Source organism: Sphingomonas sp. CBMAI 2297 (genome assembly GCF_029870595.1).
Taxonomy (GTDB): domain Bacteria; phylum Pseudomonadota; class Alphaproteobacteria; order Sphingomonadales; family Sphingomonadaceae; genus Sphingomonas.
In genome coordinates, this window is sequence record NZ_JAPDIR010000012.1 from 98,880 (window position 1) to 119,348 (window position 20,469).

At 67.9% G+C, this 20,469-nt stretch carries 23 protein-coding genes; 10 read left to right on the forward strand and 13 right to left on the reverse strand.

All coding sequences use genetic code 11. The annotated features are described in order from the left end of the window. Positions 1-57 precede the first annotated feature (57 nt). Both OMP43_RS16675 and pth read left to right on the forward strand, forming a co-directional pair. Positions 58-675: a 50S ribosomal protein L25/general stress protein Ctc gene (locus OMP43_RS16675; protein ID WP_086131043.1), complete on the forward strand. Its 618-nt coding sequence runs from the start codon at positions 58-60 to the stop codon at positions 673-675. Positions 676-757: 82 nt separating this feature from the next. After that, on the forward strand, positions 758-1,327 hold the full coding sequence (pth, locus tag OMP43_RS16680; RefSeq protein WP_280280657.1) for an aminoacyl-tRNA hydrolase: 570 nt from the start codon (positions 758-760) through the stop codon (positions 1,325-1,327). A 131-nt stretch (positions 1,328-1,458) separates the two neighbouring features. Here the strand turns inward: pth and OMP43_RS16685 are convergent, their stop codons facing one another. The 3 genes from OMP43_RS16685 to OMP43_RS16695 form a co-directional block, all read right to left on the reverse strand. Further along, a complete protein-coding gene (locus OMP43_RS16685) occupies positions 1,459-2,448 on the reverse strand; it encodes an AraC family transcriptional regulator (RefSeq protein WP_280280658.1) in 990 nt (329 codons plus the stop codon). Positions 2,449-2,471: 23 nt separating this feature from the next. After that, positions 2,472-3,290 (reverse strand): SDR family oxidoreductase, encoded by an 819-nt coding sequence (locus OMP43_RS16690; protein WP_280280659.1) that lies wholly within the window; start codon positions 3,288-3,290, stop codon positions 2,472-2,474. A gap of 127 nt (positions 3,291-3,417) precedes the next feature. Continuing rightward, entirely contained in the window at positions 3,418-4,065 is a 648-nt protein-coding gene (locus OMP43_RS16695) for a DUF2306 domain-containing protein (RefSeq protein ID WP_280280660.1), read from the reverse strand. A 103-nt stretch (positions 4,066-4,168) separates the two neighbouring features. On the opposite strand from OMP43_RS16695, the gene OMP43_RS16700 reads away from it, so the two are divergent. Continuing rightward, on the forward strand, positions 4,169-4,942 hold the full coding sequence (locus tag OMP43_RS16700; RefSeq protein WP_280280661.1) for a LytTR family DNA-binding domain-containing protein: 774 nt from the start codon (positions 4,169-4,171) through the stop codon (positions 4,940-4,942). A gap of 381 nt (positions 4,943-5,323) precedes the next feature. On the opposite strand, the gene OMP43_RS16705 is transcribed toward OMP43_RS16700, so the two are convergent. Next, positions 5,324-6,328: a transferrin-binding protein-like solute binding protein gene (locus OMP43_RS16705; RefSeq protein ID WP_280280663.1), complete on the reverse strand. Its 1,005-nt coding sequence runs from the start codon at positions 6,326-6,328 to the stop codon at positions 5,324-5,326. A 235-nt stretch (positions 6,329-6,563) separates the two neighbouring features. Further along, on the reverse strand, positions 6,564-7,136 hold the full coding sequence (locus OMP43_RS16710) for a hypothetical protein (protein ID WP_280280664.1): 573 nt from the start codon (positions 7,134-7,136) through the stop codon (positions 6,564-6,566). A 122-nt stretch (positions 7,137-7,258) separates the two neighbouring features. On the opposite strand from OMP43_RS16710, the gene ychF reads away from it, so the two are divergent. Further along, on the forward strand, positions 7,259-8,356 hold the full coding sequence (ychF, locus tag OMP43_RS16715; protein ID WP_280280665.1) for a redox-regulated ATPase YchF: 1,098 nt from the start codon (positions 7,259-7,261) through the stop codon (positions 8,354-8,356). Between the two features lie 13 nt (positions 8,357-8,369). Here ychF and OMP43_RS16720 read toward each other — a convergent pair whose 3' ends face one another. After that, positions 8,370-9,695, reverse strand: coding sequence for an acetamidase/formamidase family protein (locus OMP43_RS16720; protein ID WP_280280666.1), 1,326 nt, complete (start codon positions 9,693-9,695; stop codon positions 8,370-8,372). 146 nt (positions 9,696-9,841) lie between these two features. On the opposite strand from OMP43_RS16720, the gene OMP43_RS16725 reads away from it, so the two are divergent. Continuing rightward, a complete protein-coding gene (locus tag OMP43_RS16725) occupies positions 9,842-10,444 on the forward strand; it encodes a hypothetical protein (protein WP_280280667.1) in 603 nt (200 codons plus the stop codon). Here OMP43_RS16725 and OMP43_RS16730 read toward each other — a convergent pair. Together OMP43_RS16730 and OMP43_RS16735 are read right to left on the reverse strand one after the other, a co-directional pair. Then, positions 10,413-11,870, reverse strand: coding sequence for an alpha/beta fold hydrolase (locus tag OMP43_RS16730; RefSeq protein WP_280280668.1), 1,458 nt, complete (start codon positions 11,868-11,870; stop codon positions 10,413-10,415). The genes OMP43_RS16725 and OMP43_RS16730 overlap by 32 nt on opposite strands. 52 nt (positions 11,871-11,922) lie before the next feature. Then, a complete protein-coding gene (locus OMP43_RS16735) occupies positions 11,923-12,309 on the reverse strand; it encodes a MerR family transcriptional regulator (RefSeq protein WP_280280669.1) in 387 nt (128 codons plus the stop codon). 35 nt (positions 12,310-12,344) lie between these two features. On the opposite strand from OMP43_RS16735, the gene OMP43_RS16740 reads away from it, so the two are divergent. The 3 genes from OMP43_RS16740 (at position 12,345) to OMP43_RS16750 (ending at position 15,127) form a co-directional block, all read left to right on the forward strand. Then, positions 12,345-13,112, forward strand: a complete 768-nt coding sequence (locus OMP43_RS16740; protein ID WP_280280670.1) for a glutaredoxin family protein — start codon at positions 12,345-12,347, stop codon at positions 13,110-13,112. A 120-nt stretch (positions 13,113-13,232) separates the two neighbouring features. Continuing rightward, on the forward strand, positions 13,233-14,522 hold the full coding sequence (locus OMP43_RS16745; RefSeq protein WP_280280671.1) for an ectonucleotide pyrophosphatase/phosphodiesterase: 1,290 nt from the start codon (positions 13,233-13,235) through the stop codon (positions 14,520-14,522). 158 nt (positions 14,523-14,680) lie between these two features. Continuing rightward, positions 14,681-15,127 carry a MaoC family dehydratase gene (locus OMP43_RS16750; protein ID WP_280280672.1) on the forward strand — a complete coding sequence of 149 codons (447 nt, stop codon included), beginning with the start codon at positions 14,681-14,683 and terminating at the stop codon, positions 15,125-15,127. Positions 15,128-15,248: 121 nt separating this feature from the next. Here the strand turns inward: OMP43_RS16750 and OMP43_RS16755 are convergent, their stop codons facing one another. The 5 genes from OMP43_RS16755 to petA all read right to left on the reverse strand — a co-directional run bounded on the left by OMP43_RS16755 (position 15,249) and on the right by petA (position 18,979). Next, positions 15,249-15,578, reverse strand: a complete 330-nt coding sequence (locus OMP43_RS16755) for a hypothetical protein (protein ID WP_280280673.1) — start codon at positions 15,576-15,578, stop codon at positions 15,249-15,251. Positions 15,579-15,686: 108 nt separating this feature from the next. Then, positions 15,687-16,223, reverse strand: coding sequence for an adenine phosphoribosyltransferase (locus tag OMP43_RS16760; protein ID WP_280280674.1), 537 nt, complete (start codon positions 16,221-16,223; stop codon positions 15,687-15,689). A gap of 79 nt (positions 16,224-16,302) precedes the next feature. After that, on the reverse strand, positions 16,303-17,139 hold the full coding sequence (locus tag OMP43_RS16765; RefSeq protein WP_280280675.1) for a cytochrome c1: 837 nt from the start codon (positions 17,137-17,139) through the stop codon (positions 16,303-16,305). Positions 17,140-17,154: 15 nt separating this feature from the next. After that, entirely contained in the window at positions 17,155-18,414 is a 1,260-nt protein-coding gene (locus OMP43_RS16770; protein ID WP_280280676.1) for a cytochrome b N-terminal domain-containing protein, read from the reverse strand. Positions 18,415-18,427: 13 nt separating this feature from the next. Beyond that, positions 18,428-18,979 carry a ubiquinol-cytochrome c reductase iron-sulfur subunit gene (gene petA / locus OMP43_RS16775; protein ID WP_280280677.1) on the reverse strand — a complete coding sequence of 184 codons (552 nt, stop codon included), beginning with the start codon at positions 18,977-18,979 and terminating at the stop codon, positions 18,428-18,430. Positions 18,980-19,180: 201 nt separating this feature from the next. Here petA and OMP43_RS16780 point away from each other — a divergent pair, with 201 nt between their 5' ends. Next, positions 19,181-19,630: a tRNA (cytidine(34)-2'-O)-methyltransferase gene (locus tag OMP43_RS16780; protein ID WP_280280678.1), complete on the forward strand. Its 450-nt coding sequence runs from the start codon at positions 19,181-19,183 to the stop codon at positions 19,628-19,630. Beyond that, positions 19,627-20,469 carry an oxygen-dependent coproporphyrinogen oxidase gene (gene hemF, locus OMP43_RS16785; RefSeq protein ID WP_280280679.1) on the forward strand — a complete coding sequence of 281 codons (843 nt, stop codon included), beginning with the start codon at positions 19,627-19,629 and terminating at the stop codon, positions 20,467-20,469. The genes OMP43_RS16780 and hemF overlap by 4 nt, the downstream gene beginning before the upstream one ends.

Genomic DNA, 20,469 nt, shown 5'->3' on the forward strand with positions numbered 1-20,469 from the left:
CATCCCTGGAGGCCTGGCCGGTTGCATTGATACAACACTAGCGAATTGGAACGACACATGAGCGATACGCTTACGCTGTCGGCCGAGGCGCGCGAGCAGGTTGGCAAGGGAGCCTCCCGTTCGCTTCGTCGTGAAGGCCGCGTCCCCGCCGTGATCTACGGCAACAAGCAGGATCCCAAGAGCATCCACGTCTCCGAGCGTGAACTGACGAAGCTGCTCATGACCGGGCACTTCTTCAACTCGGTCGTGATGATCGGCGGCGAGCGCACCCTGCCCAAGGACGTGGCGTTCGACCCCGTCTCCGATCGTCCGGTCCATGCCGACTTCCTGCGCATCAGCGAGCACGCCACCGTGCACGTGAACGTGCCGATCGTCTTCACCGACGAGGAAGCGGCCCCCGGCATCAAGCGCGGCGGCGTGCTGAACGTGGTTCGCCACGAGCTGGAGCTGGTGGTCGACGCGGCCGAGATCCCCGACGAGATCAAGATCTCGCTCAAGGGCCTCGAAGTCGGCGACTCGCTGCACATCTCGGCGGTGACCCTGCCCAAGGGCGCGACCCCGGCGATCACCGATCGCGACTTCACCATCGCGACCGTGGTTGCCCCGTCGGCGCTCAAGTCGAGCGAAGGCGACACCACCCAGACCGAGGCTGCCGCCGAGGGCGAAGGCGAGTAATCCCGCCTTCCGAACTTGCGGGTTCAAAAAATCGCCTCCGCATCCTAGGTGCGGGGGCGATTTTCGTTTTCAGGAACATGCGATGCAGCTCTGGGTCGGCCTGGGCAATCCGGGCCCGCAATATGCGATGCACCGGCACAATGTGGGCTTCATGGCGGTCGACGCCATTGCCGAGACCCATGGCTTCTCGCCCGAGAAGAAGCAGTTCCAGGGCTGGGTGCGCGAGGGCCGGGTGGGCAGCCAGAAGATCCTGCTGCTCAAGCCCGGCACGTTCATGAACGAGAGCGGGCGCGCCGTGCGCGCGGCGATGGACTTCTACAAGCTCGCCCCCGAGGACGTGACTCTGTTCCACGACGAGCTCGACCTGGTGCCGATGAAGGTCAAGGTGAAGCGCGGCGGCGGCACCGCGGGGCATAACGGCCTGCGTTCGGCCGACAAGCATATCGGCCCCGATTTCCGCCGCGTGCGGATCGGCATCGGCCATCCCGGCCACAAGGACCGAGTGCACGGCTATGTGCTCGGCAATTATGCCAAGACCGAGATCGAGCCGCTGACCGACATGCTCGGCGCCATCGCCGCGGAAGCGCCCTGGCTGGCGGCGGGCGACGATGCGCGCTTCATGAGCGACGTGGCGCTGCGGCTCCAGGATTAGGTTGGCGACTCATATTCCCCCAGCCGTCATCCCCGCCTTCGCGTGATGACGGTATCTGTTGATTGAATCGGGGCACCCAGGACCCGACGATAGCGGCCTTCCGCGAATCCCGCCTTCCCCAGCTGCAGGGTTCAGCGCGCATGGCGCGCTTCCTCGGGGGTTCCGCCGGTCCACGCCCGGAAGGCCCGGAAGAAGGAATTCGGCTCGTCGAAGCCGAGCAGGAACGCGATTTCCGCCAGGGGCAGGGCCGTCTTCCTCAGATAATGGTGCGCAAGCGCTTCACGCGTCTCCGCCAGCAGCTGCTGATAGCTGGCACCTTCGGACTCGATGCGCCGCTGCAAGGTCCGCTTGCTCATCGCGAGTTTCCCGGCGATCGCCTCGATCGAAACACGGCCGCTGGGAATTCCTTCGAGAAGCGCCGCCCGAACGCGCTGCGACGTCGTGACCGCGCCGTCGAGTTCGGCGAGCTGCTGGCGCAGATGCGGCTCGAACGTTTCCCACATGCGCGCATTCGAGGTCAGGAAGGGCCGCGTCGCGTCCGCCGCGTCGAAGACGAGCTGGTAGCGCCCTCCCCGTTTCAGGCTCGTGCCCAGAAATGCTTCATAGGGAGCGATCGGCGAGGGCAAGGCAGTCGTCGTCACCGCGACCGGCCTCACCGCCTCGCGCGTGCCCATGCGGGCGAGCGACACGAAGAAGAGCAGCTCCATCAGGACCAGCGAATCCGGTGGCCGGGACGCGCAGGTCCATAGGAGCTCCAGCGTCATCCCGTCATGCCCCTCCGACACCTCGAGGCGCATCGGCGCGATCAGCCGCTTATACTGCGCGATGCGGCGGACGGCCGTTATGAAGTTCGGGCTGCACAGCGCGGCGAAGAGCGCCGGCGAGAAAGCTTCGCTGCGGATCGCCTCGCACACCCGCAGCGGAAGCAGTGCATCGCCCGATTCCGCCTCCATTCCGTTCCAGAAACGGTGATATTCATCGGGCAGGAGGCGGACCGAGGGGAGCCGCGGCAGATCCTCCGACAGGCCGGCGCGCCGCAGGACGTCGGCCGCGACGATGCCGAGGTCCTTGAGGACCATCCACCAAGTCGTGTCCAGTGCGTAGGTATCCGATGGGGCCATTCCGGTTTCTCGCGCGCGACGACTCAGGCAATCCCGATTTGCTCCCTCATGGAAGCAAAGAACTCCGCATCGCTCGTCGCGTCGCGCGCGGCAAGCAGATGCTCCGCATCGGCGCCGGCGATATAGCGGAGCCGATCGCTCTCGTCGGTCGTCGCTTCGTAAACGACTTCCGCAATCCGTTCCGGCGACGATGTGCGCTCCTGCATCGCGCTCCCCAATTGTCCCATAGCCTGGATGAGGGGCTGATATTCGGCAAGTGCCGGATCATTGTTGTGCTCGAAGGACCGCCCGCCGAAATCCGTGGCGATCATGCCGGGCTCGACGAGCTTCACGCGGATGCCGAGCGGCGCAAGCTCATATTGCAGCGCTTCGGAAAGCCCCTCCACCGCGAACTTGGTGCCGTGATAGAGCGCGCCGGTCGGGAAGGCGATCCGCCCGCCCATCGACGAGATGTTGACGATGGCGCCGCCGCGGTTCGCCCGAAAATGCGGCAGCAGGGCCTTGGTCGTTGCCATCAGGCCAATGACGTTCACGTCATATTGGCGGCGCATGCTCTCCAGGGGCGTTGCCTCCAGGGGGCCATAGGCGCCATAGCCCGCATTGTTGATCAGGGCGTCGATACGCCCGAACCTGGCCAGACCAGCTTCCACCGCGGCGGCGATCGACGCGACATCCTGAACGTCGAGGCGGGTGACGAGAATGTTGGCCAGCTGCGTCAATTCCGTTTCGGACGCAGGATCGCGCATCGTCGCGACGACGTTCCATCCCTTCGCCTGAAAGAGCCTGGCCGTGGCCCGGCCGAGGCCGCTCGAGGTTCCGGTGATCAGGATCGTCTTGGCCATCTCGTGTCTCCAACTTCGTGACGAGCGCCAATCTATCGGGCGAGCGCCGAGGCATCAGCATCGGATCGCGCCATTGCGCTATCTGATCGCGCCAGACATTCCCAGAGCCCCGCCAGTGGCGGCGCGATCATGCGCCGGCCTGGCCCCGCCCGCCCGTGCGCCGCAGCCAGAGCTCCGCCGCGATGAGGTTCGGGACCCAGGCCAGGAACGAGATGGCCCGGTACCAGGGCAGGAACGGCAGGTCCAAGGCCATGACCAGCGGCAGATAGAGCCGCAGGGTGACCGCAGCCAGGGTGAGCGCCCAGGAGCGAATCATCCAGCGGCGATGCTCGGCGAAGCGGCCTTGCCGAACGGCGCGCCAGCCCTGGAGAGTCACCGCCATCCAGAGGATGGCGAGACTGCCGAAGCCCGCCGCGGCGATCGGGCCTGCGGAGGATCCGGGCGCCAGGATCAGCCCCGCCGCCCCGCCCGCCAGGCATCCCAGGACATAGAGCCGACCGATCCAGCGGTGCGGCGGAGACGCCCCCCGGCGCAGGCGGGGCAGAAATTGAAACGAGCCCAGCACCAGCGCGGTGACCGCGCCGGCGACATGGACGAAGAGCCAGGGAACCCCCTGCGGGTTGTGCAGCGCCTCGGCCGGCTTGCGGGGCGGATGCAGCAGATAATGCGCGGCATAGAAGGCGATCCCCAGGCAGAGCAGAGCCAGGATCAGCCAGGCGATACGGACGGGCCAGGGCGTGGCCCCGGACGGCAAGGGTGCGGTGGTGGCGGTCAAGCGGATCTCCATTGGCGGTCTCGCCGAACCTCGTTGCCGGCAAGGCGGCGGCTCGCTAGGCCGTGCTTCGCGAATGGTGCCAGGATTGCGCGAACGGAGCCGCATGGACGGTAAGGCGATGGGGCAGGCAGGGGAGGTGGCGCGGCGCTGGTCGATCGATATCGCCATGCTGGTGGCGATCGGCCTGCTGATGGGATTCCTGGGCCCGTTCGCCTCGGAGCGCCTGCCCTTTGTCGGGCGCTATGCCTATTGGATGATCTGCATGGTCGGCGGCGGGCTGATCGGAGTGGTGGCGGACGACCTGCTGCGCCGGCGCATGGCGAAGACCTGGCCAAGGGTGGCGCTGGTCTCGGTACTGATGACGCCGCCGGTGTCGCTGCTGGTGCTGGCTACCGAGCATTTCCTCATCGGCGGGCCGTTCGGCTGGCGAAGCTATGCGCGGCTGCTCTGGCAGGTATGGCCCATCCTGCTGGCGGTGCTGGTGGTCCGCACCCTCGCCTGGCGGCGGCTGCCCGGCCGAATCGAGACCCGCACCGTGATCGCCCCGCCATTGCCCGAGGCCGAGGCGGCCTTCAGGCAACGGCTTTCGGCGAAACGCCGCGGGGCCCGGCTGATCGCGATCGAGGCGCATGATCATTATCTGAAAGTCCATACCGACGCGGGCGAGGAACTGATCACCCTGCGCTTCGCCGACGCGCTGCAGGAACTGGCACGGGCCCATGGCTGGCGCGTCCATCGCTCCTGGTGGGTTGCCGCCGATGCCGTGGAGGGGGTGCGCTGGCGGCGGGGCGCGGGCGAAGTCCGCCTTGTCGGCGGCCTCATGACGCCCGTGAGCCGGACCTATGCGTCGACGCTGAAGGAAGCAGGCTGGTTCTAGGCCGAGAACCCAAGCAAGCATCTGATTCTATACTGCAATTCCGGCCCCGCGCCGGGATCCCGCTTCTTCTTGCGCTGGCGAGATAGCGGGACCCCGGCGCAAGGCCGGGGTGACGAAGGAAGAATATGAGCCCCCAATCTGGGGTCAAAACCCGATCAAGACTTCGATCTATTTCGTCATCCCCGCCTGCGCGGGGATGACGGGGTTTGCCGATTGAATCGTGACCAGGGTCGGGCCCCGATCAGCAAGCCTCGCCAATGGGAGCCTGGCCTTCCCGAGGGACCGGATGGCATTGCCGAAGTTCGCGATCGACACGATCGCCATAAGAAAAGGGGCCCCGGCGAACCGGAGCCCCTTTCTGTCTCGTGAAGCCGGAGCGGCTTACTTCTTGCCGATGACCACGCCGATCAGGCGCTGCTGGGCGCCGCCAATCGTGCCCGAGGCGGAGAAGACCACGCCGACCTGCTCGCCCTGCGAGCCGAAGAAGCCGCCCGCCAGCGTGCCCGAGAGCGGGCTCGCATTGGTGAAGCTGCCGGTCCACTGGTTCTGGCCGACCGGGATCGCGCCCTGCGCGGTGAAGTTGGCATAGGCGACCGGCGTGCCGCCGCCCGCCGGGATCGTGCTGAGCGCGAAGGTCATGTCCACCACACCGGTGGCGAAGTTCACGTTCATCGTCACCGTGCCGGTGACCTTGTTGATCGCGGTGGTGGTGCCGACGGTGCTGACCAGGCGGCCGGTGATCCGGTCGCTATAGCTGACCGTGCCGGTGGTCGGCATGTCCGAGAGCGCGGTGGAATAGCCCCAGGCGGTATAGGCGAGGCGCTTCTGGCCCGCGGTCGAATCGCCGCGCCACCAATTGGCGTAGCTCACCCGCGTGAGCGCCAGCCCGGCATCGCTGGTCAGCGTCGTCGGGATCACGTTGTTCAGATACTCGACCTGGGTGAACTTGCCCGCGGTGGTCGCATCGTCGGTGCGGAAGATGAACTCGGGGTTGGTCGCCGCGGAGGGCGTGACCAGGGTGGAGGTGCAGGTCTGGCCGGTCGGCACGCAGAAGCGCGATTCCTCCTGGTTCTCGCGCATCACATAGGTGCCGGTGTTGATCGCCGAATCGGTGGCGAGGCGCACGCGGGTCGACAGCGTCTCGGTGCTGGCGGCGCCGAGAGTGACCGCGCTGGTCGCCGGATCGCCGGTATAGCTGATCGCGGCGCTATAGGTGTTGAACTCGGTCGGCGCGCTGAGCGGGAAGGTCGCATAGGTGGGCGACGGCGTCGGCGTCGGCGTGGGGCTGGCGGTCGGAGTCGGCGTGGCGCCGCTTTTGCCGCCACCGCAGCCCGACAGCGCAACCGTCGCGGCGAGCGCGCTCATGAACATGTGACGGCGAATCATTCCCTGCTCCTCAAAAACACGCGGGCACCGAAAGGGCTTCCCCCTGTACCCCAGATGAACGGCCCCCAGTCAAGCCGGACGGACCGGCTAATCCGGCTCCAATGCGGCGTTTTGAGGGCCTGGAAAGGCGAAACCGCGCGTCCCGGCCTCGCCTGCTTCCCTCGCGGGGACGGAACCGCGCACGGCAACCCGCAACCGCCCGTCGCCGAAGCGCCACGGGCGGTCGCGGCGCGGATCAGGCTTCGCGGTCCTTCAGCGACTTGCGGAGCGCCTCGATCTTGAACATGCGCGCCACCTTATCCTTCCCCGCCAGCGGGCCCGTGCCCATCTCGGCGGCGAACTGGACGCACTGGCCGACCATGTTGAACCCGCGGCCGCTGCGCTCGACATCGGAAACGGTGCCGTCGCCGTTGCTGTCCTTGCCCGCGCGGAACTTGGCCGCGACCGTCTTGGGATAGGCCCAGTCGGCATATTGCTGGATCGTCGCGCGCGAGAGCGCCGGGGCGCCGTCCTCGCCCGCGGGCAGGGTCTGATCGCCGAGCGACGCCTCCAGCTTCCCGCGATAGAAATCCTCGTACGCCTTGGTGTCGCCCGCCGCAGCGGCCACCGCCGCCTTCTGCCAGCGCAGCGCGGCCAGGCAGTCGAAATTATGCTCGACGCTGTCCTTGAGCTTCTGCGCCTTCTCGGCATCGGCGGCGCGGGCGGCGGCTTCCTCGTTCGCCTTCTTGTTGGCGGCGCTGTCGTCGCAGGCGGCGAGGCCGAGCGCGAGCACGAGGCCGGCGGCGGCGAAATTCCCGATACGGATCATTGTTCTCTCCCCTCTTTTGCCGCGGCACTCTGCCATGCGCCTTCTCCAAGTCAACGCGCTGGCAAAAGCGGCGCATTGCCTCTATCGGGGCGCCTTTCCCAATACATTGGAACAGGCTTCACATGGGTTTCCGCTGCGGCATCGTCGGGCTTCCGAACGTCGGCAAGTCCACGCTCTTCAACGCGCTGACCGAGACGGCGGCGGCGCAGGCGGCGAACTATCCGTTCTGCACGATCGAGCCGAACGTCGGCAACGTCGCCGTGCCCGACGCGCGGCTGGACAAGCTCGCCGCCATTGCGGGCTCGGCCAAGATCATCGAGACGCAGCTCGGCTTCGTCGACATCGCCGGGCTGGTGCGCGGTGCGAGCAAGGGCGAGGGCCTGGGCAACCAGTTCCTCGGCAACATCCGCGAAGTGGACGCGATCGTCCATGTGCTGCGCTGCTTCGAGAATGACGACATCCAGCATGTCGACAACAAGGTCGACCCGATCGCCGACGCCGAGACGGTGGAGACCGAGCTGATGCTCTCGGACCTCGAGAGCCTCGAGAAGCGCGTGCCCAATTTCCAGAAGAAGGCGGCGCAGGGCGACAAGGAGGCCAAGGCGGCGGCCAGCGTGCTCGGCCAGGCGCTCGACCTGCTGCGCGACGGCAAGCCCGCGCGGCTGACCCAGCCCAAGGACGTGGACGAGGAGCGCATCTTCCGCCAGGCGCAGCTGCTCACTTCCAAGCCCGTCCTCTATGTGTGCAACGTCAACGAGGAGGATGCCGCCAACGGCAATGCCTTCTCGGCCCGCGTGTTCGAGAAGGCCCGGGCGGAGGGCGCCGAGGCGGTGGTCGTCTCCGCGGCGATCGAGGCGGAGATCGCGACCATGCCGGTCGAGGATCGCGGCGAGTTCCTGGCCGAGCTGGGACTGGAGGAGACCGGCCTCGCCCGCGTGATCCGCGCCGGCTACAAGCTGCTCCACCTGCTCACCTTCTTCACCGTCGGCCCCAAGGAAGCGCGCGCCTGGACCGTGCATGCCGGCGCCAGCGCGCCCGAGGCGGCGGGCGTGATCCACAGCGACTTCGAGAAGGGCTTCATCCGCGCCGAGACCATCGCGTACGAGGATTATGTCGCGCTGGGCGGCGAGGCCCGGGCGCGCGAGGCGGGCAAGCTGCGCGCCGAAGGCAAGGCCTATGTCGTCAAGGACGGCGACGTGATGCACTTCCTGCACAGCTGAGGCCGGCCGGCCCTCACGGCTTCGGCGCGCCCGGCAGCGTGGCAAGACGCGCCTTGGGGATCTTGAGCACGATCCCGGCGGCCCGGCCCGGCACCGCGCTGACCCGATATTCGGCAACGGTGCCGAACACCTGCGCGATGTCGGCCGGGGCCAGGCCATAGTCCGCGGCGAGCCAGGCGAACATGCTCGAGCTGGCGCTGCGGAACGACGCGTCGAGCGAGCCGTCCAGACCGATCGCGACGATGTGGGTCGGCGTCTCGATGCGGACCTGGCCGGCACGCTTGCCGCGCACCAGATCGACTTCGACTTCGACGTCCATCGAAGTCTCCAGCGCATCGCCGGTGGTCTCGCCATCGCCCTGCAGCGCATGGCCGTCGCCGAAATAGAGCAAGGCGCCGGGCACCGCGACGGGGAAATAGACGGTCGTCCCCTCGCCCATCTCGTTGAAGTCCATATTGCCGCCGAACCGGCCGACATCGCCCGATCCCGGCGCCGCCGAGCTGGGATCGGCCGCCACGCCGATGCCGCCGAGCATCGGCCGGACCGGCACCCAATAGCCTTTCAGCGCATCGCCCGGCGCCTCGGGCGTGGCGATGCCCTTGTCGCGGTCGAGCCGCCAGGTGACGGGCTTGCCCAGCCCTGCCATCCGCACCGCGGTGCGCGCATCCTGCCCGCGCTCCGTCATGCCGTTGGTGCTGATCGCAGTGTCGCGGTTGAGCCGGAGCCGGCGGATCCGCACGACCAGCGTGTCGCCGGGCATGGCGCCGTCGATATAGAAGGGGCCGGTCTGCGGATTGCCCGGCGCGGCGCGGCGCACGCCCTGGGCGTCGATGCCCGCCGCGTCGATCGTCGTGGTGTGGATCGTGTCGCCCGGATTGACGTGCAGCACCGGCGGGTTGAACGCCGAGAACTGGCGGTGGAAGCGATCGGGGACGAATTCGTGCCGGCGCGGCGCCGCGCCGCTCGGCTGGGGCGCGCGCTCGGCGGTGAAGGAAAGGCGATGCGGGGTGCGCGCCGGCTCCGCGCCATCGACCAGGATCATCTCGCCGGCAATCCGCCCGTTCACCAGCCGGGCGGTCACGTCCTCCGAGCCGCCCACCGTGTCCTTGGCGAGGAAGCGGATCTCGCTGCCCTTCACCGTGCCGGTGAGCACGTCGCCGGTCAGGTCGCCGCTGATCCGGTTGCCGTCCTGCTTGATGTCGAGCGTCCAGATGGTCGGCGTGCCGAAATAATCGACGGTGACGATCCAGCGTCCGGCGAGCTGCGCCGTCTGCGCCTGTGCCGCCATCGGCGCCGCGCATGCCAGCGCCGCCGCCGCAACCCGGATTCCGCCCCGCATATCGCCTTCCCCCGACTTCGTTTCGCCTGAGGAACGGAGCGGCGACTGAACTCCGAATGAACCGATCGCCGGTTCGCGGCGGGACGCGGCGCGGATCGGACGAAGCACCGCTTGCGCGAGAGCCCCGGGCGGAGTGAAATGCGCGCATGCCGCGTTCCCCCGCCTCCGCCGTGCGTCTGCTGGGCATCGTCTCCGGCACCGGCGTGACGGGGCTGGGGCTTGCCTGTCTGCTGGTGCTGGTGATCGGGCTCGCGACCGCCGCGTCGCCCGGCGCGCCCTGGTTCACCGCGATGGAAGTGCTGGTCCTGTTGCTCGCACCATTCCCGCTCGGGCTGGTCGCGGCCGTGCGCGGCACCGGGCTGGCCTCAGGCTTCACCCGCCTCGCGCTCCCCTGCATGGCCGCGGCGATGGCGCTGACCGGCGTGGTGCATCTGTCGATCCTGGCGCTGGGGAGCACGAGCGATCCGCTCGCCTGGCCCTCCCTGCCCCATGCGCTCGACATCCTCGCCTGGAACGGACTGTTCGCGATCGCCGTGCTGCTGATGGCGCCGGCGTTTCGCGGCGAGGCGGCGATCCATCGGCTGCTGATCGCGAGCGGCGGACTGGCGCTGGCCGGCCTGATCGGGCCGATCACCGGCGTGACGGCGCTGCGAGTGATCGGCGTGGCGGGCCATGCCCTGGCATTCCCCGTCGCCGCCGCCCTGATCGCGCGCTGGTTCAGCCGCTGGCGGCCGGCAGCGCGAACTTGACCGGCGCCGCCTCGACGCGGCTCGGCAGCTCCGCCATCCCCCCTTCGCGCAGGAAGCGCAGCGCCGCGGCGGCGGTATCGGGATGGTCGCGCAGCAGCGGCATCGGCCCATTGTGCTGGCCGCGATGAACGATCAGCGCGCGGGCATTGGGAAACCAGGGCAGCAGGTCGAGCAGATTCTCCATTGGCGTGTTCGCATCCCAATCGCCCTGGACGAACAGGATCGGCGTCTCGTCGCGCACCGGCAGGCGGAAGCCGTCGCCCAGGTCGGTGCTGGGCCATAGCCCGGCCGAGGCGGTGTAGGCCGCGAAATTCCAGCGGCCGAGCATATCGAGCGCGGGATCGCTTTCCAGCTGCGCCAGCCGCGTGGCGGTGACGCCGGTGGCGGTGTCGATCAGCGGGCCGATCAGCGACTGGGTGCCCGCCTTGCGCCCTTCGGCCACTTCGCGCGCCCAGGCCTGGTAGCGGCCATGATAGAGATCGATGACAAAGGCCGGCCACCGCGCGGCATTGACCACCTTGGCGAACAACGCCTGCTGATAGTCGCCGAGCCCGATCACGACCTTGCCCTCGGGCAGGTCGACCGTGATCGGCCCCTTCGCGAAGCGATCGCGCACCGTGCGCGCCGCCGCGATCAGGCCGCCCTGGGGAATGAAGGGCCGCAGCGCCGGGTCCTGCTCCGCTTCGAACGCGACGCGCTGGAGCACAGCGAAGACATGGCCGGGCATGTCATAGCCGTTGTTCAGCGGCTCGGCCGAGGCGATCAGCGCCCGCGCCACCGTGCCCGGATGGCGCTTCAGCACCGCGAAGCTCCATTGCGAGCCGAAACTGGCGCCCATCAGCCCGATCTTCGGATAGCCGAGCGCCCGGCGGACCGCGTCGACATCGTCCGCGCATTCGGCGATCGTATAGCCGGAAAGGTCGCGGCCCGGATTGGCGGCGGCGGCCTCGTTGGCGAGCCTGCGCATCACCGCGACGTCGTCCTCGACCGTCGCGGGCCGATCGAGCGGCATCGCCGGATAGTGGAGCTCCAGCATGTCGCCGCGCAGCGTGTAGCCGCGCTGCTCGACGATCACGAGATCGTTGGTCGCGCTATAGTCGAGCCAGCTCCCCAGGCGGCGCCTGGCCGCCGGGCTCGGATCGCCGATCGTGTCGAGCATGGTGACGCCGGGACCGCCGACGAGCAGGAAGATCGGCGGCTGGCCGCCCGGCTTCGCCGCCTTGATCCGCAGCACGCCCACCGTGATCCGCCGGCTGCCGGGCTTCGCGCGGTTCTCGGGAACTTCGATCGCGCCGATCTCGTAGCGGACGGGGCGGCCGTCCGCCGCGGTCTCGGTGCCCGGGGTTAGGGAGAGCGCGTCCTTCGCCGATGCGGGCATGGTCCCCGCCAGCCCGAACGCCATGATCAGCCCGAACAGAATGCGCATCCGCCCCTCCCCGTTTCGCGGCATCGTGGCGCGTGCGAAATGAACGGCAGGTTTATCCGTCGAACGCCGTGAGGATCGGGCACGGCCCCGCGCCGCCCCCGCCGCATTCGCGCGCCAGCCGGGCCAGCGCGTCGCGCGCGGCGGCGAGCTCGGCGATCTTGCGGTCGAGCACGGCGATCTGCTCGCGGGCCAGGGCCCGGGCGCGTGGGCGATCGTCACGCGCGTCGAGCGCGAGCAGCTCGCCGATCTGCTCGAGCGTGAAGCCCGCCGCCTGGGCCGAGCGGATGAAGCGCAGCCGGCGCACATCCCGCTCGCCATAGCGCCGCACCCCGCCATGATAGCCGCGCTCGGGCTCGGCCAGCAGCCCGCGGCGCTGATAATAGCGGATGGTCTCGACCCCCACGCCGCCCGCCTCCGCCAATTTTCCGATCGTCAGCATCCCGCCTTGACTCCGTACCATGGTACGGACCCTATATGGCATCCATGACTGGAAACGCAAAGCGCGCGACGCTCTATCGCATGGTGATGCCCGATCATGTCTGCCCCTATGGCATCAAGTCCAAATGGCAGCTCGAACGGCACGGCTACACGGTGGACGATCATTGGCTGACGACGCGGGAAGCAACCGACGCGTTCAAATGGGAGCACAGCGTGCAGACCACGCCGCAGACGTTCATCGACGGCAAGCGGATCGGCGGCAATGACGACCTGACCCGCTTCTTCGGCGGCAAGGTCGCCGAGCCGGGTGCGACCAGCTATCGCCCGGTGATCGCGCTGTTCGGCATGACCGCGGCGCTGGCGATGGCGGCGAGCTTCGCGGTGACGGGCTCGCCCTTCACGGTGCGCGCGGCCGAATGGTTCGTGAGCTTCAGCATGTGCGTGCTCGCGATGCTCAAGCTCCAGGACGTCGAGAAATTCTCGTCGATGTTCCTCAATTACGACCTGCTCGCGCGGCGCTGGGTACCTTATGCCTATGCATATCCATTTCTCGAGGGGCTGGCGGGCGTGCTGATGGCCGCGGGCGCGCTGCCCTGGTTCGCCGCGCCCTTGGGCCTGACCATCGGCACGATCGGCGCGGTATCGGTGTTCAAGGCAGTCTATATCGATCGGCGCACCCTCAAATGCGCCTGTGTGGGGGGCAGCAGCAACGTGCCGCTGGGCTTCGTCTCGCTGACCGAGAATCTGTTCATGATCGGCATGGCGCTGTGGATGATCGCCGGCCCCGGCGGCATGGCGATGTAGGCACGCGAGACCCGCCGCCCCCAAAAGGCGGGACGGCGCCCGGCCAGGCATGGTTTGCCCGGCCGGGCGCCGGCATGTAACGACTTACCCCGGCAACATTTCGCTGTCAGGGGGCCGCGCATGCGCTGGTATTCGAAGATCGCCGCCGCGGCGCTTGCCGCCATTCTCCAGGCCTGTGCCACCGCGCCCGTCGCCGCGCCGCCCCCGGCTCCGGCGCCCGTCGTGGCGCCGCCCCCGGCCGAGCAGCGCGCGCCCGTGACGATCCTGATCTCGATCGACGGCTTCCGCCCGGATTATCTGGAGCGCGGCGTGACGCCCAATCTCTCGCGCCTCGCGGCCGGCGGCGTCACCGCGCCGATGCATCCCAGCTTCCCGTCCAAGACTTTCCCCAATCACTGGACGCTGGTGACCGGCCTTTATCCCGACCATCACGGCATCACCGCCAACAAGATGGAGGATGCTGCCCGGCCGAAGGAAGTCTTCACCATGATGAGCGACGACCCGTTCTGGTGGAACGCGGCCGCGCCGATCTGGGTGGATGCCGAAAAGGCGGGCATCCGCACCGCGACCGAATTCTGGCCCGGCTCGAACGTGGCGGTCGGCGGGGTGAAGGCCGATAAATGGCCGAACGCGATCACCGGTGGCACGCGGCCGAGCGACTGGGCGCAGTTCAACCAGGTGATCTCCGGCACACAACGCGTCAACGCCGTGATCGACTGGTTGCGCCGGCCCGCGGCGATCCGGCCGAAGCTGGTGACGCTTTATTTCGATACCATCGATACCGCCGGCCACACCTATGGCCCGGGCGACCAGCGCACCACCGATGCGGTTGCCGATATCGACAAGACCATCGGCATGCTGACCGACGGACTCGCCGCGCTGGACCAGCCCGCCAACCTCGTCATCGTCGCCGATCACGGCATGGCCGCGACCAGCGGCGAGCGGACGCTGGCGATCCTGGGCAGGCTCCGTCCCGACGAGTATCACCTGGTCGAGACCGGTCCCTATCTCAGCCTCACGCCCGCCCCGGGCAAGGAGGCCAAGGTGGAGAAGGTGCTGCTCGGCAAGCACGACCATTATGAATGCTGGCGCAAGGCCGAGATCCCGGCGCGCTTCCATTACGGCACCAATCCGCGCATCCCGGCGATCTTCTGCCTGGCGGAGACCGGCTGGCTGATCGGCGACAAGCCCGGCAAGCCGGGCGATGCCGGCGGCACGCAGGGCTTCGACAACCAGTCGCCGGACATGACCGCGCTGTTCATCGCCAACGGCCCCGCCTTCCGCCCGGCGACGCTGCCGGCCTTCACCAATGTCGACGTCTATCCGCTGCTGCGCGACCTGATCGGGCTGCCGCCCAAGGCCGGGGTGGACGGCACCGATGCGCCGTTCCGGGACGTGCTGGTCCGATAGCGCTGGATTGAGAATCCGGGCAGGCTCCGAAACCAACTTCGTCATCCCGCGCAGGCGGGGGTGACGGGAAATATGAACTCCCAACCGGTCGCCACGCGGCGCGTCGGAAAGCGCGCACGGGGCTTGCCAAAGTTCCGTTTTCATCCGAAACTGATCTCATGCTCTATTTGGATGACATGCAAGCCGGCACGAAGCGGAGCTTCGGCCGCTACGAAGTCACGCGCGAGGAAGTGCTCGACTTCGCGCGGAAATATGATCCGCAGCCCTTCCACCTTTCCGACGAGGCGGCCGCCGAGACGCATTTCGGCCGGTTGGCGGCGAGCGGCTGGCACACCTGCGCGATGACCATGTCGATGTTCGTCGCCGAGATGGCGGTGCATCCCCAGGCCAGCCTGGGCGCCGCCGGCGTGGACGAGCTGCGCTGGCTCAAGCCCGTCTACCCTGGCGACGTGCTGCGCTGCGAGAGCGAGATCCTCGAAGTGAAGCCCTCGCGCAGCCGGCCCGACATGGGCAGCATGCGGACGCAGACGACCACCTACAACCAGCATGGCGAGCCGGTGCTGCGCTTCATCGCGCTGGCGCTGATGCGGCGGCGCCCGGCTTAGGGTCACGACTCGATCGGCAGACCCCGTCATCCCCGCCTGTGCGGGGATGACGAAATGCGCGTCCCGTCTCCGGACGAACCAACGATCCGCCTGGGCCGCGCCCTAGAACCAGGCCCTCGGCTCAGCGCCGCCGGCCGCCGCCGGGGCCGCGGAAATCGCGCCAGTTGTTCCGCCAATGCGGATTGCCGCGCCAGTTGGTGCGGCGGCCTTCCCAATAGCCGCGCTGCGCGTCGGTCCAGGGGTGGCGGACCCGGGCGCGGTCATAGACGTAATAGCCGGTGCCGGGATAATAATAGTCGCCATACCAGCCCCAATAGGGATCGCCCCAGGCGGCATTGTAGCCCACCGCGACGCGGCCGCCATAGCCATAGCCGTCATCGACGCAGCCGCCGAGCGCGGCCGCACCGGCGATGCCGGCGGCGAAAACCATGGATTTGAGGACTAAGCGCATGTCCGGTCTCCTGGCGGGAGACGCGGACGGAAGCGGGATCGCACCTGCGCGCCCCCGTAGCGAGCTAAATGACCGACGGGGCGGAGAGTTCCCTGCCCGCCGGACGGGTCAATGCCCGTCGAACGCCACCAGCGCATGGACACCGATCCCGTCGCCGCGCAGCGCATCCGCGCCGCCCAGCTCGGGAAGGTCGACCACGAACGAGGCCTGGGTGACTTCGGCGCCGGCCTTGCGCAGCAGGCGCACCGCGGCGCGGGCGGTGCCGCCGGTGGCGATCAGGTCGTCGACCAGCAGCACGCGCGCACCGGGCGCCAGCGCATCGGCGTGGATGGCGATCCGGTCGGTGCCATATTCCAGGGCATAGTCCTCGGCGATCGTCGCGCCGGGCAGCTTGCCGTCCTTGCGGACCAGCAGCATGCCCGCGCCGAGCCGCACCGCCAGCGCCGCGCCGAACAGGAAGCCGCGCGCCTCGATCCCGGCGACGAGATCGATCGGGCCGTCCACCGCCGCCGCCATCCGCTCGACGGTAAGCCGCAGCCCCTCGGCGTCGAGCAGCAGCGTGGTGATGTCGCGGAACATGATGCCCGGCTTGGGGAAATCGGGGATCGTCCGGATGCGCTGCCGGATGTCGTCATTCTCAGCCATGGAAACCCTCGAAACAGGAATCCCGCCCTGGCGGTGCCGGGGCGGGATTCGATGCGACCGATACTGCCGCCGAAGCGGATCAGTGCTTAACGCCAGCCCATACCGAGCGATAGGCGCCATAGGTCAGGAACGCCGCGAAGATCAGGAAACCCAGCACGGCGAGGCCCGCCGCGTGGCGCGTCTCGAGCGTGGGCTCCGCCGTCCAGACCAGGAACGCCGCCACGTCTTCCGACATCTGCGGGATCGTCGCGCGGGTGCCGTCCGAATAGTTGACCTGGCCGTCCTGCGTGAGCGGCGGCGGCATCGCGATGTTGAGATTCGCGAAATAGGGATTGAAGTGCATCCCGTCCGGCGTCTTGGCGAACTCCGGGAAGTGCTTCAGCGCCTCGGCCGACGGCTTCTCGTTATAGCCGGTCAGCAGCGAGTGGACATAGGCTGCCCCGTTATGCCGCGCCTTGGTGATCAGGCTGAGGTCCGGCGGCGTGCCGGTGCCGGCATAATAGACCTTGGGGAAACGATCCGACGGCACATTGTCGCGCTCGCCCCAGGTGCCGCCCTTCTCGTCGAACACCGGCTGCTTGGTGCCCCAGTCCTTGGCGATCTTCTTCACTTCGGCATCGGTGTAGCCGAGGTCCTTCAGATTGCGGAACGAGACCAGGTTGAGCGAGTGGCAGGTCGAGCAGACGTCCTTGTAGACCAGGAAGCCGCGCTGCAGCTGCCGCCGGTCGAACTTGCCGAGCAGCCCGTCCGAGGCGAGCTTCAGCGGCTCCGGATGCTTGTGCATCATGTGCTCGGCGGTTTCCGCGGGCGGCTCGTAGATCACGCCCTTGACCGAGCCGAACAGCGCGATCGCCAGCACGAGGATGAAAGCACCGCCGACCAGGAACTTGATCGATTTGATGAACAGCGAAGTCATTGTTCCCAGTCCCCCTTACGCGCCGGTCTTGGCCAGCACGGCCTCGGTGATCGAGCCCGGCAGCGGCTTCGGCGTTTCCAGGTGCGAGATGATCGGCACGACGATCAGGAAATGCGCGAAATAATAGGCCGCCGCGATCTGGCTGACGATCACGTAGAGCGGCTCGGCCGGCGAGCCGCCGCAATAGCCGAGCACCAGCACGTCCGCCACGAGCACCCAGAAGGCGATCTTGTACATCGGGCGATAGCTGCCCGAGCGCACCGGCGACTTGTCCAGCCAGGGCAGGAAGAACAGGAGCAGGATCGAGCCGAACATCGCCAGCACGCCCCACAGCTTCGCCGGCAGGATGAAGTCCGCGGTGAAGGCGCGCAGGATCGCGTAGAACGGCCAGAAATACCATTCGGGGACGATGTGGGCGGGAGTGGAGAGCGGGTTGGCCGGGATGTAGTTGTCCGGATGGCCCAGCAGGTCCGGCGCGAAGAAGATCAGCGCCGAGAAGGCAATCAGGAAGACGACCACGCCCAGCCCGTCCTTCGCCGTGTAGTACGGATGGAACGGCACGGTATCCTGCTCGCCCTTCACCTCGACGCCCGTCGGGTTCGACGAACCCGGGATGTGCAGCGCCCAGATATGGAGGATCACGGCGCCCGCGATCACGAACGGCAGGAGATAGTGGAGCGAGAAGAAGCGGTTCAGCGCCGCATCGTCCGGCGCATAGCCGCCGAGCAGCCAGATGCGCACCCAGTCGCCGACCACGGGGATCGCCGAGAAGAAGCCGGTGATCACCTGCGCGCCCCAGAAGCTCATCTGGCCCCAGGGAAGGACATAGCCCATGAAGGCGGTGGCCATCAGCAGCAGGAAGATGACCACGCCCAGCAGCCATACCATTTCGCGCGGCGCCTTGTACGACCCGTAATAGAGACCGCGGAACATGTGGATGTAGATCACCACGAAGAACATCGAGGCGCCGTTGGCGTGGGCGAAGCGCAGGAACCAGCCCGCGTTCACGTCGCGCATGATGCCGACATTCACCGATTCGAAGGCGCCCGCGGCCGACGAATGGAAGTGCATCGCCAGGACGATGCCGGTAATCAGCTGGCAGACCAGCGCCACCCCGGCGAGCACGCCGAAGTTCCACCAGTAGTTGAGGTTGCGGGGCACCGGATAGCCGGCGCCGACGGCGTTGTAGACGAAGCGCGGCAGCGGGAGGCGCTGGTCCACCCACTGCATCAGCGGGTGCTTCGGCTCATAATGCTTGGCCCAGGGAAAGCTCATCGCGCTGTAATCCTCACCCAACCACGACGACGGTGTCGGACGTGAAACTATATTTCGGAACCTCGAGGTTCTTCGGCGCCGGCCCCTGGCGGATGCGGCCGGCCGTGTCATAGGCCGAGCCGTGGCAGGGGCAGAAATAGCCGCCGAACGGCCCGCGATTCTCGCCCTCGCCCGCGCCCAGCGGCACGCAGCCGAGATGGGTGCAGACGCCCAGCGTGATCAGCCAGTTGGTATGGCCCTTCGCCGTGCGCTGCTCGAGCGTCTGCGGATCGCGCAGGCTGGAGACCGGCACTGCGTCCGCCTCGGCGATTTCCTTCGGCGTCAGGTTGCGCACGAACAGCGGCTGCTTGCGGAAGCTCGTCTTGATCGCCTGACCCGGCTCGATCTTCGACACGTCCACCTCGGTGGTGGACAGCGCGAGCACGTCGGCCGACGGGTTCATCGAATTGACCAGCGGAAGCACCACGACGCCCGCGCCCACAGCCGCCACCGAAACGGCGGCATATTGCAGATAATCGCGGCGGCGGGGATTTTCGAGACCGGCGAGATCGCCTTCAATTGCCATGTTTACCCCTTGCACTTCGAACTTGCCGCGGCGAACGCGCGGGTAGGACGTGACGCAGACACGGGCGCTAAGGCCCCCCTCGCGGCCCACCGGTGTCTCCCGGTTAAGCCAGCTGGCCTGATAGACGGCGCCCAAGCGCTTCCGCAACAGGGATTTTGAACGACTTGCTGCGCCGGGCGGGGGGACGCTAGGAGCGGCGCCATGCGACTAGCCCTGTTCGAGCCCGATATTGCCGGCAATGTGGGTGCCGTGCTGCGCCTCGGCGCCTGTTTCGGCGCGCCCGTGGACCTCATCGAGCCGATGGGATTCGCCTGGAACGATGCCGCCCGCCGCCGCGCCGCGATGGACTATGGCGAGATCGCCGAAGTCACGCGCCACGCGGATTTCGATGCGTTCGCCGGGAAGCTCGCCGGCCGCGTGGTGCTGTTCAGCACCAAGGGATCGATCCGGCTCGACGAAGCGGCGTTCCGGCCCGGCGACACCCTGTTGTTCGGCTCCGAGAGCCGCGGCGCCCCCGATTTCGTGCACGCGCGCGCGGATTTGATCGTGCGCATACCGCTGCGCGCCGGGCTGCGCTCCCTGAACCTCGCGGTATCGGCGGGCATCGGGCTCGCCGAGGCGCTCCGCCAGACCAAAGGATTTCCGGAATGATCGAGCTCGACGAACAGCAACAGGCTGCCCGCACCTGGTTCGAGAGCCTGCGCGACGCGATCTGCGCCGAGTTCGAGGCGATCGAGGCCGAGGCCGGATCGGACGCGCGCTTCGAATATGTCGCCTGGGACCGCACCGATCCCTCGGGCGAGCCCGGTGGGGGCGGCGTGCGCGGCGTGATGAAGGGCAAGGTGTTCGAGAAGGTGGGCGTCAACGTCTCCACCGTCGGCGGCACCTTCGAGGGCGAGTTCGCCAAGACGATCCACGGCGCGGGCGAGGATCCCAAATTCTTCGCCACCGGCATCAGCCTGGTCGCGCACATGGCCAATCCGCACGTGCCCGCGGTGCACATGAACACGCGCTTCCTCGCCACCACCAGGCGCTGGTTCGGCGGCGGGGCGGACCTGAACCCGCCCATCCCCTATGCGGAGGACACCGAAGCGTTCCACGCGGCGCTCGCGGCCGCTTGCGACGCGCACGATCCGGAACATTATCCGCGCTTCAAGAAATGGGCGGACGAATATTTCTACATCCCCCATCGCAAGGTGCATCGCGGCGTGGGCGGGATCTTCTACGATCACCTGGAGCAGGACTGGGCGGCGGACTTCGCCTTCACCCAGGATGTCGGCCGCGCGTTCCTGGACGTCTATCCCCGTATCGTGCGGCGGCGGATGGGCCTGCCCTTCGGCGAGGCCGAGCGCCAGCGGCAGCTCGAATGGCGCGGCCGCTATGCCGAGTTCAACCTGATCTACGACCGGGGCACCCTGTTCGGGCTCAAGACCGGCGGCAATATCGACGCGATCCTGATGAGCCTGCCCCCGATGGCGGCGTGGAGCTGA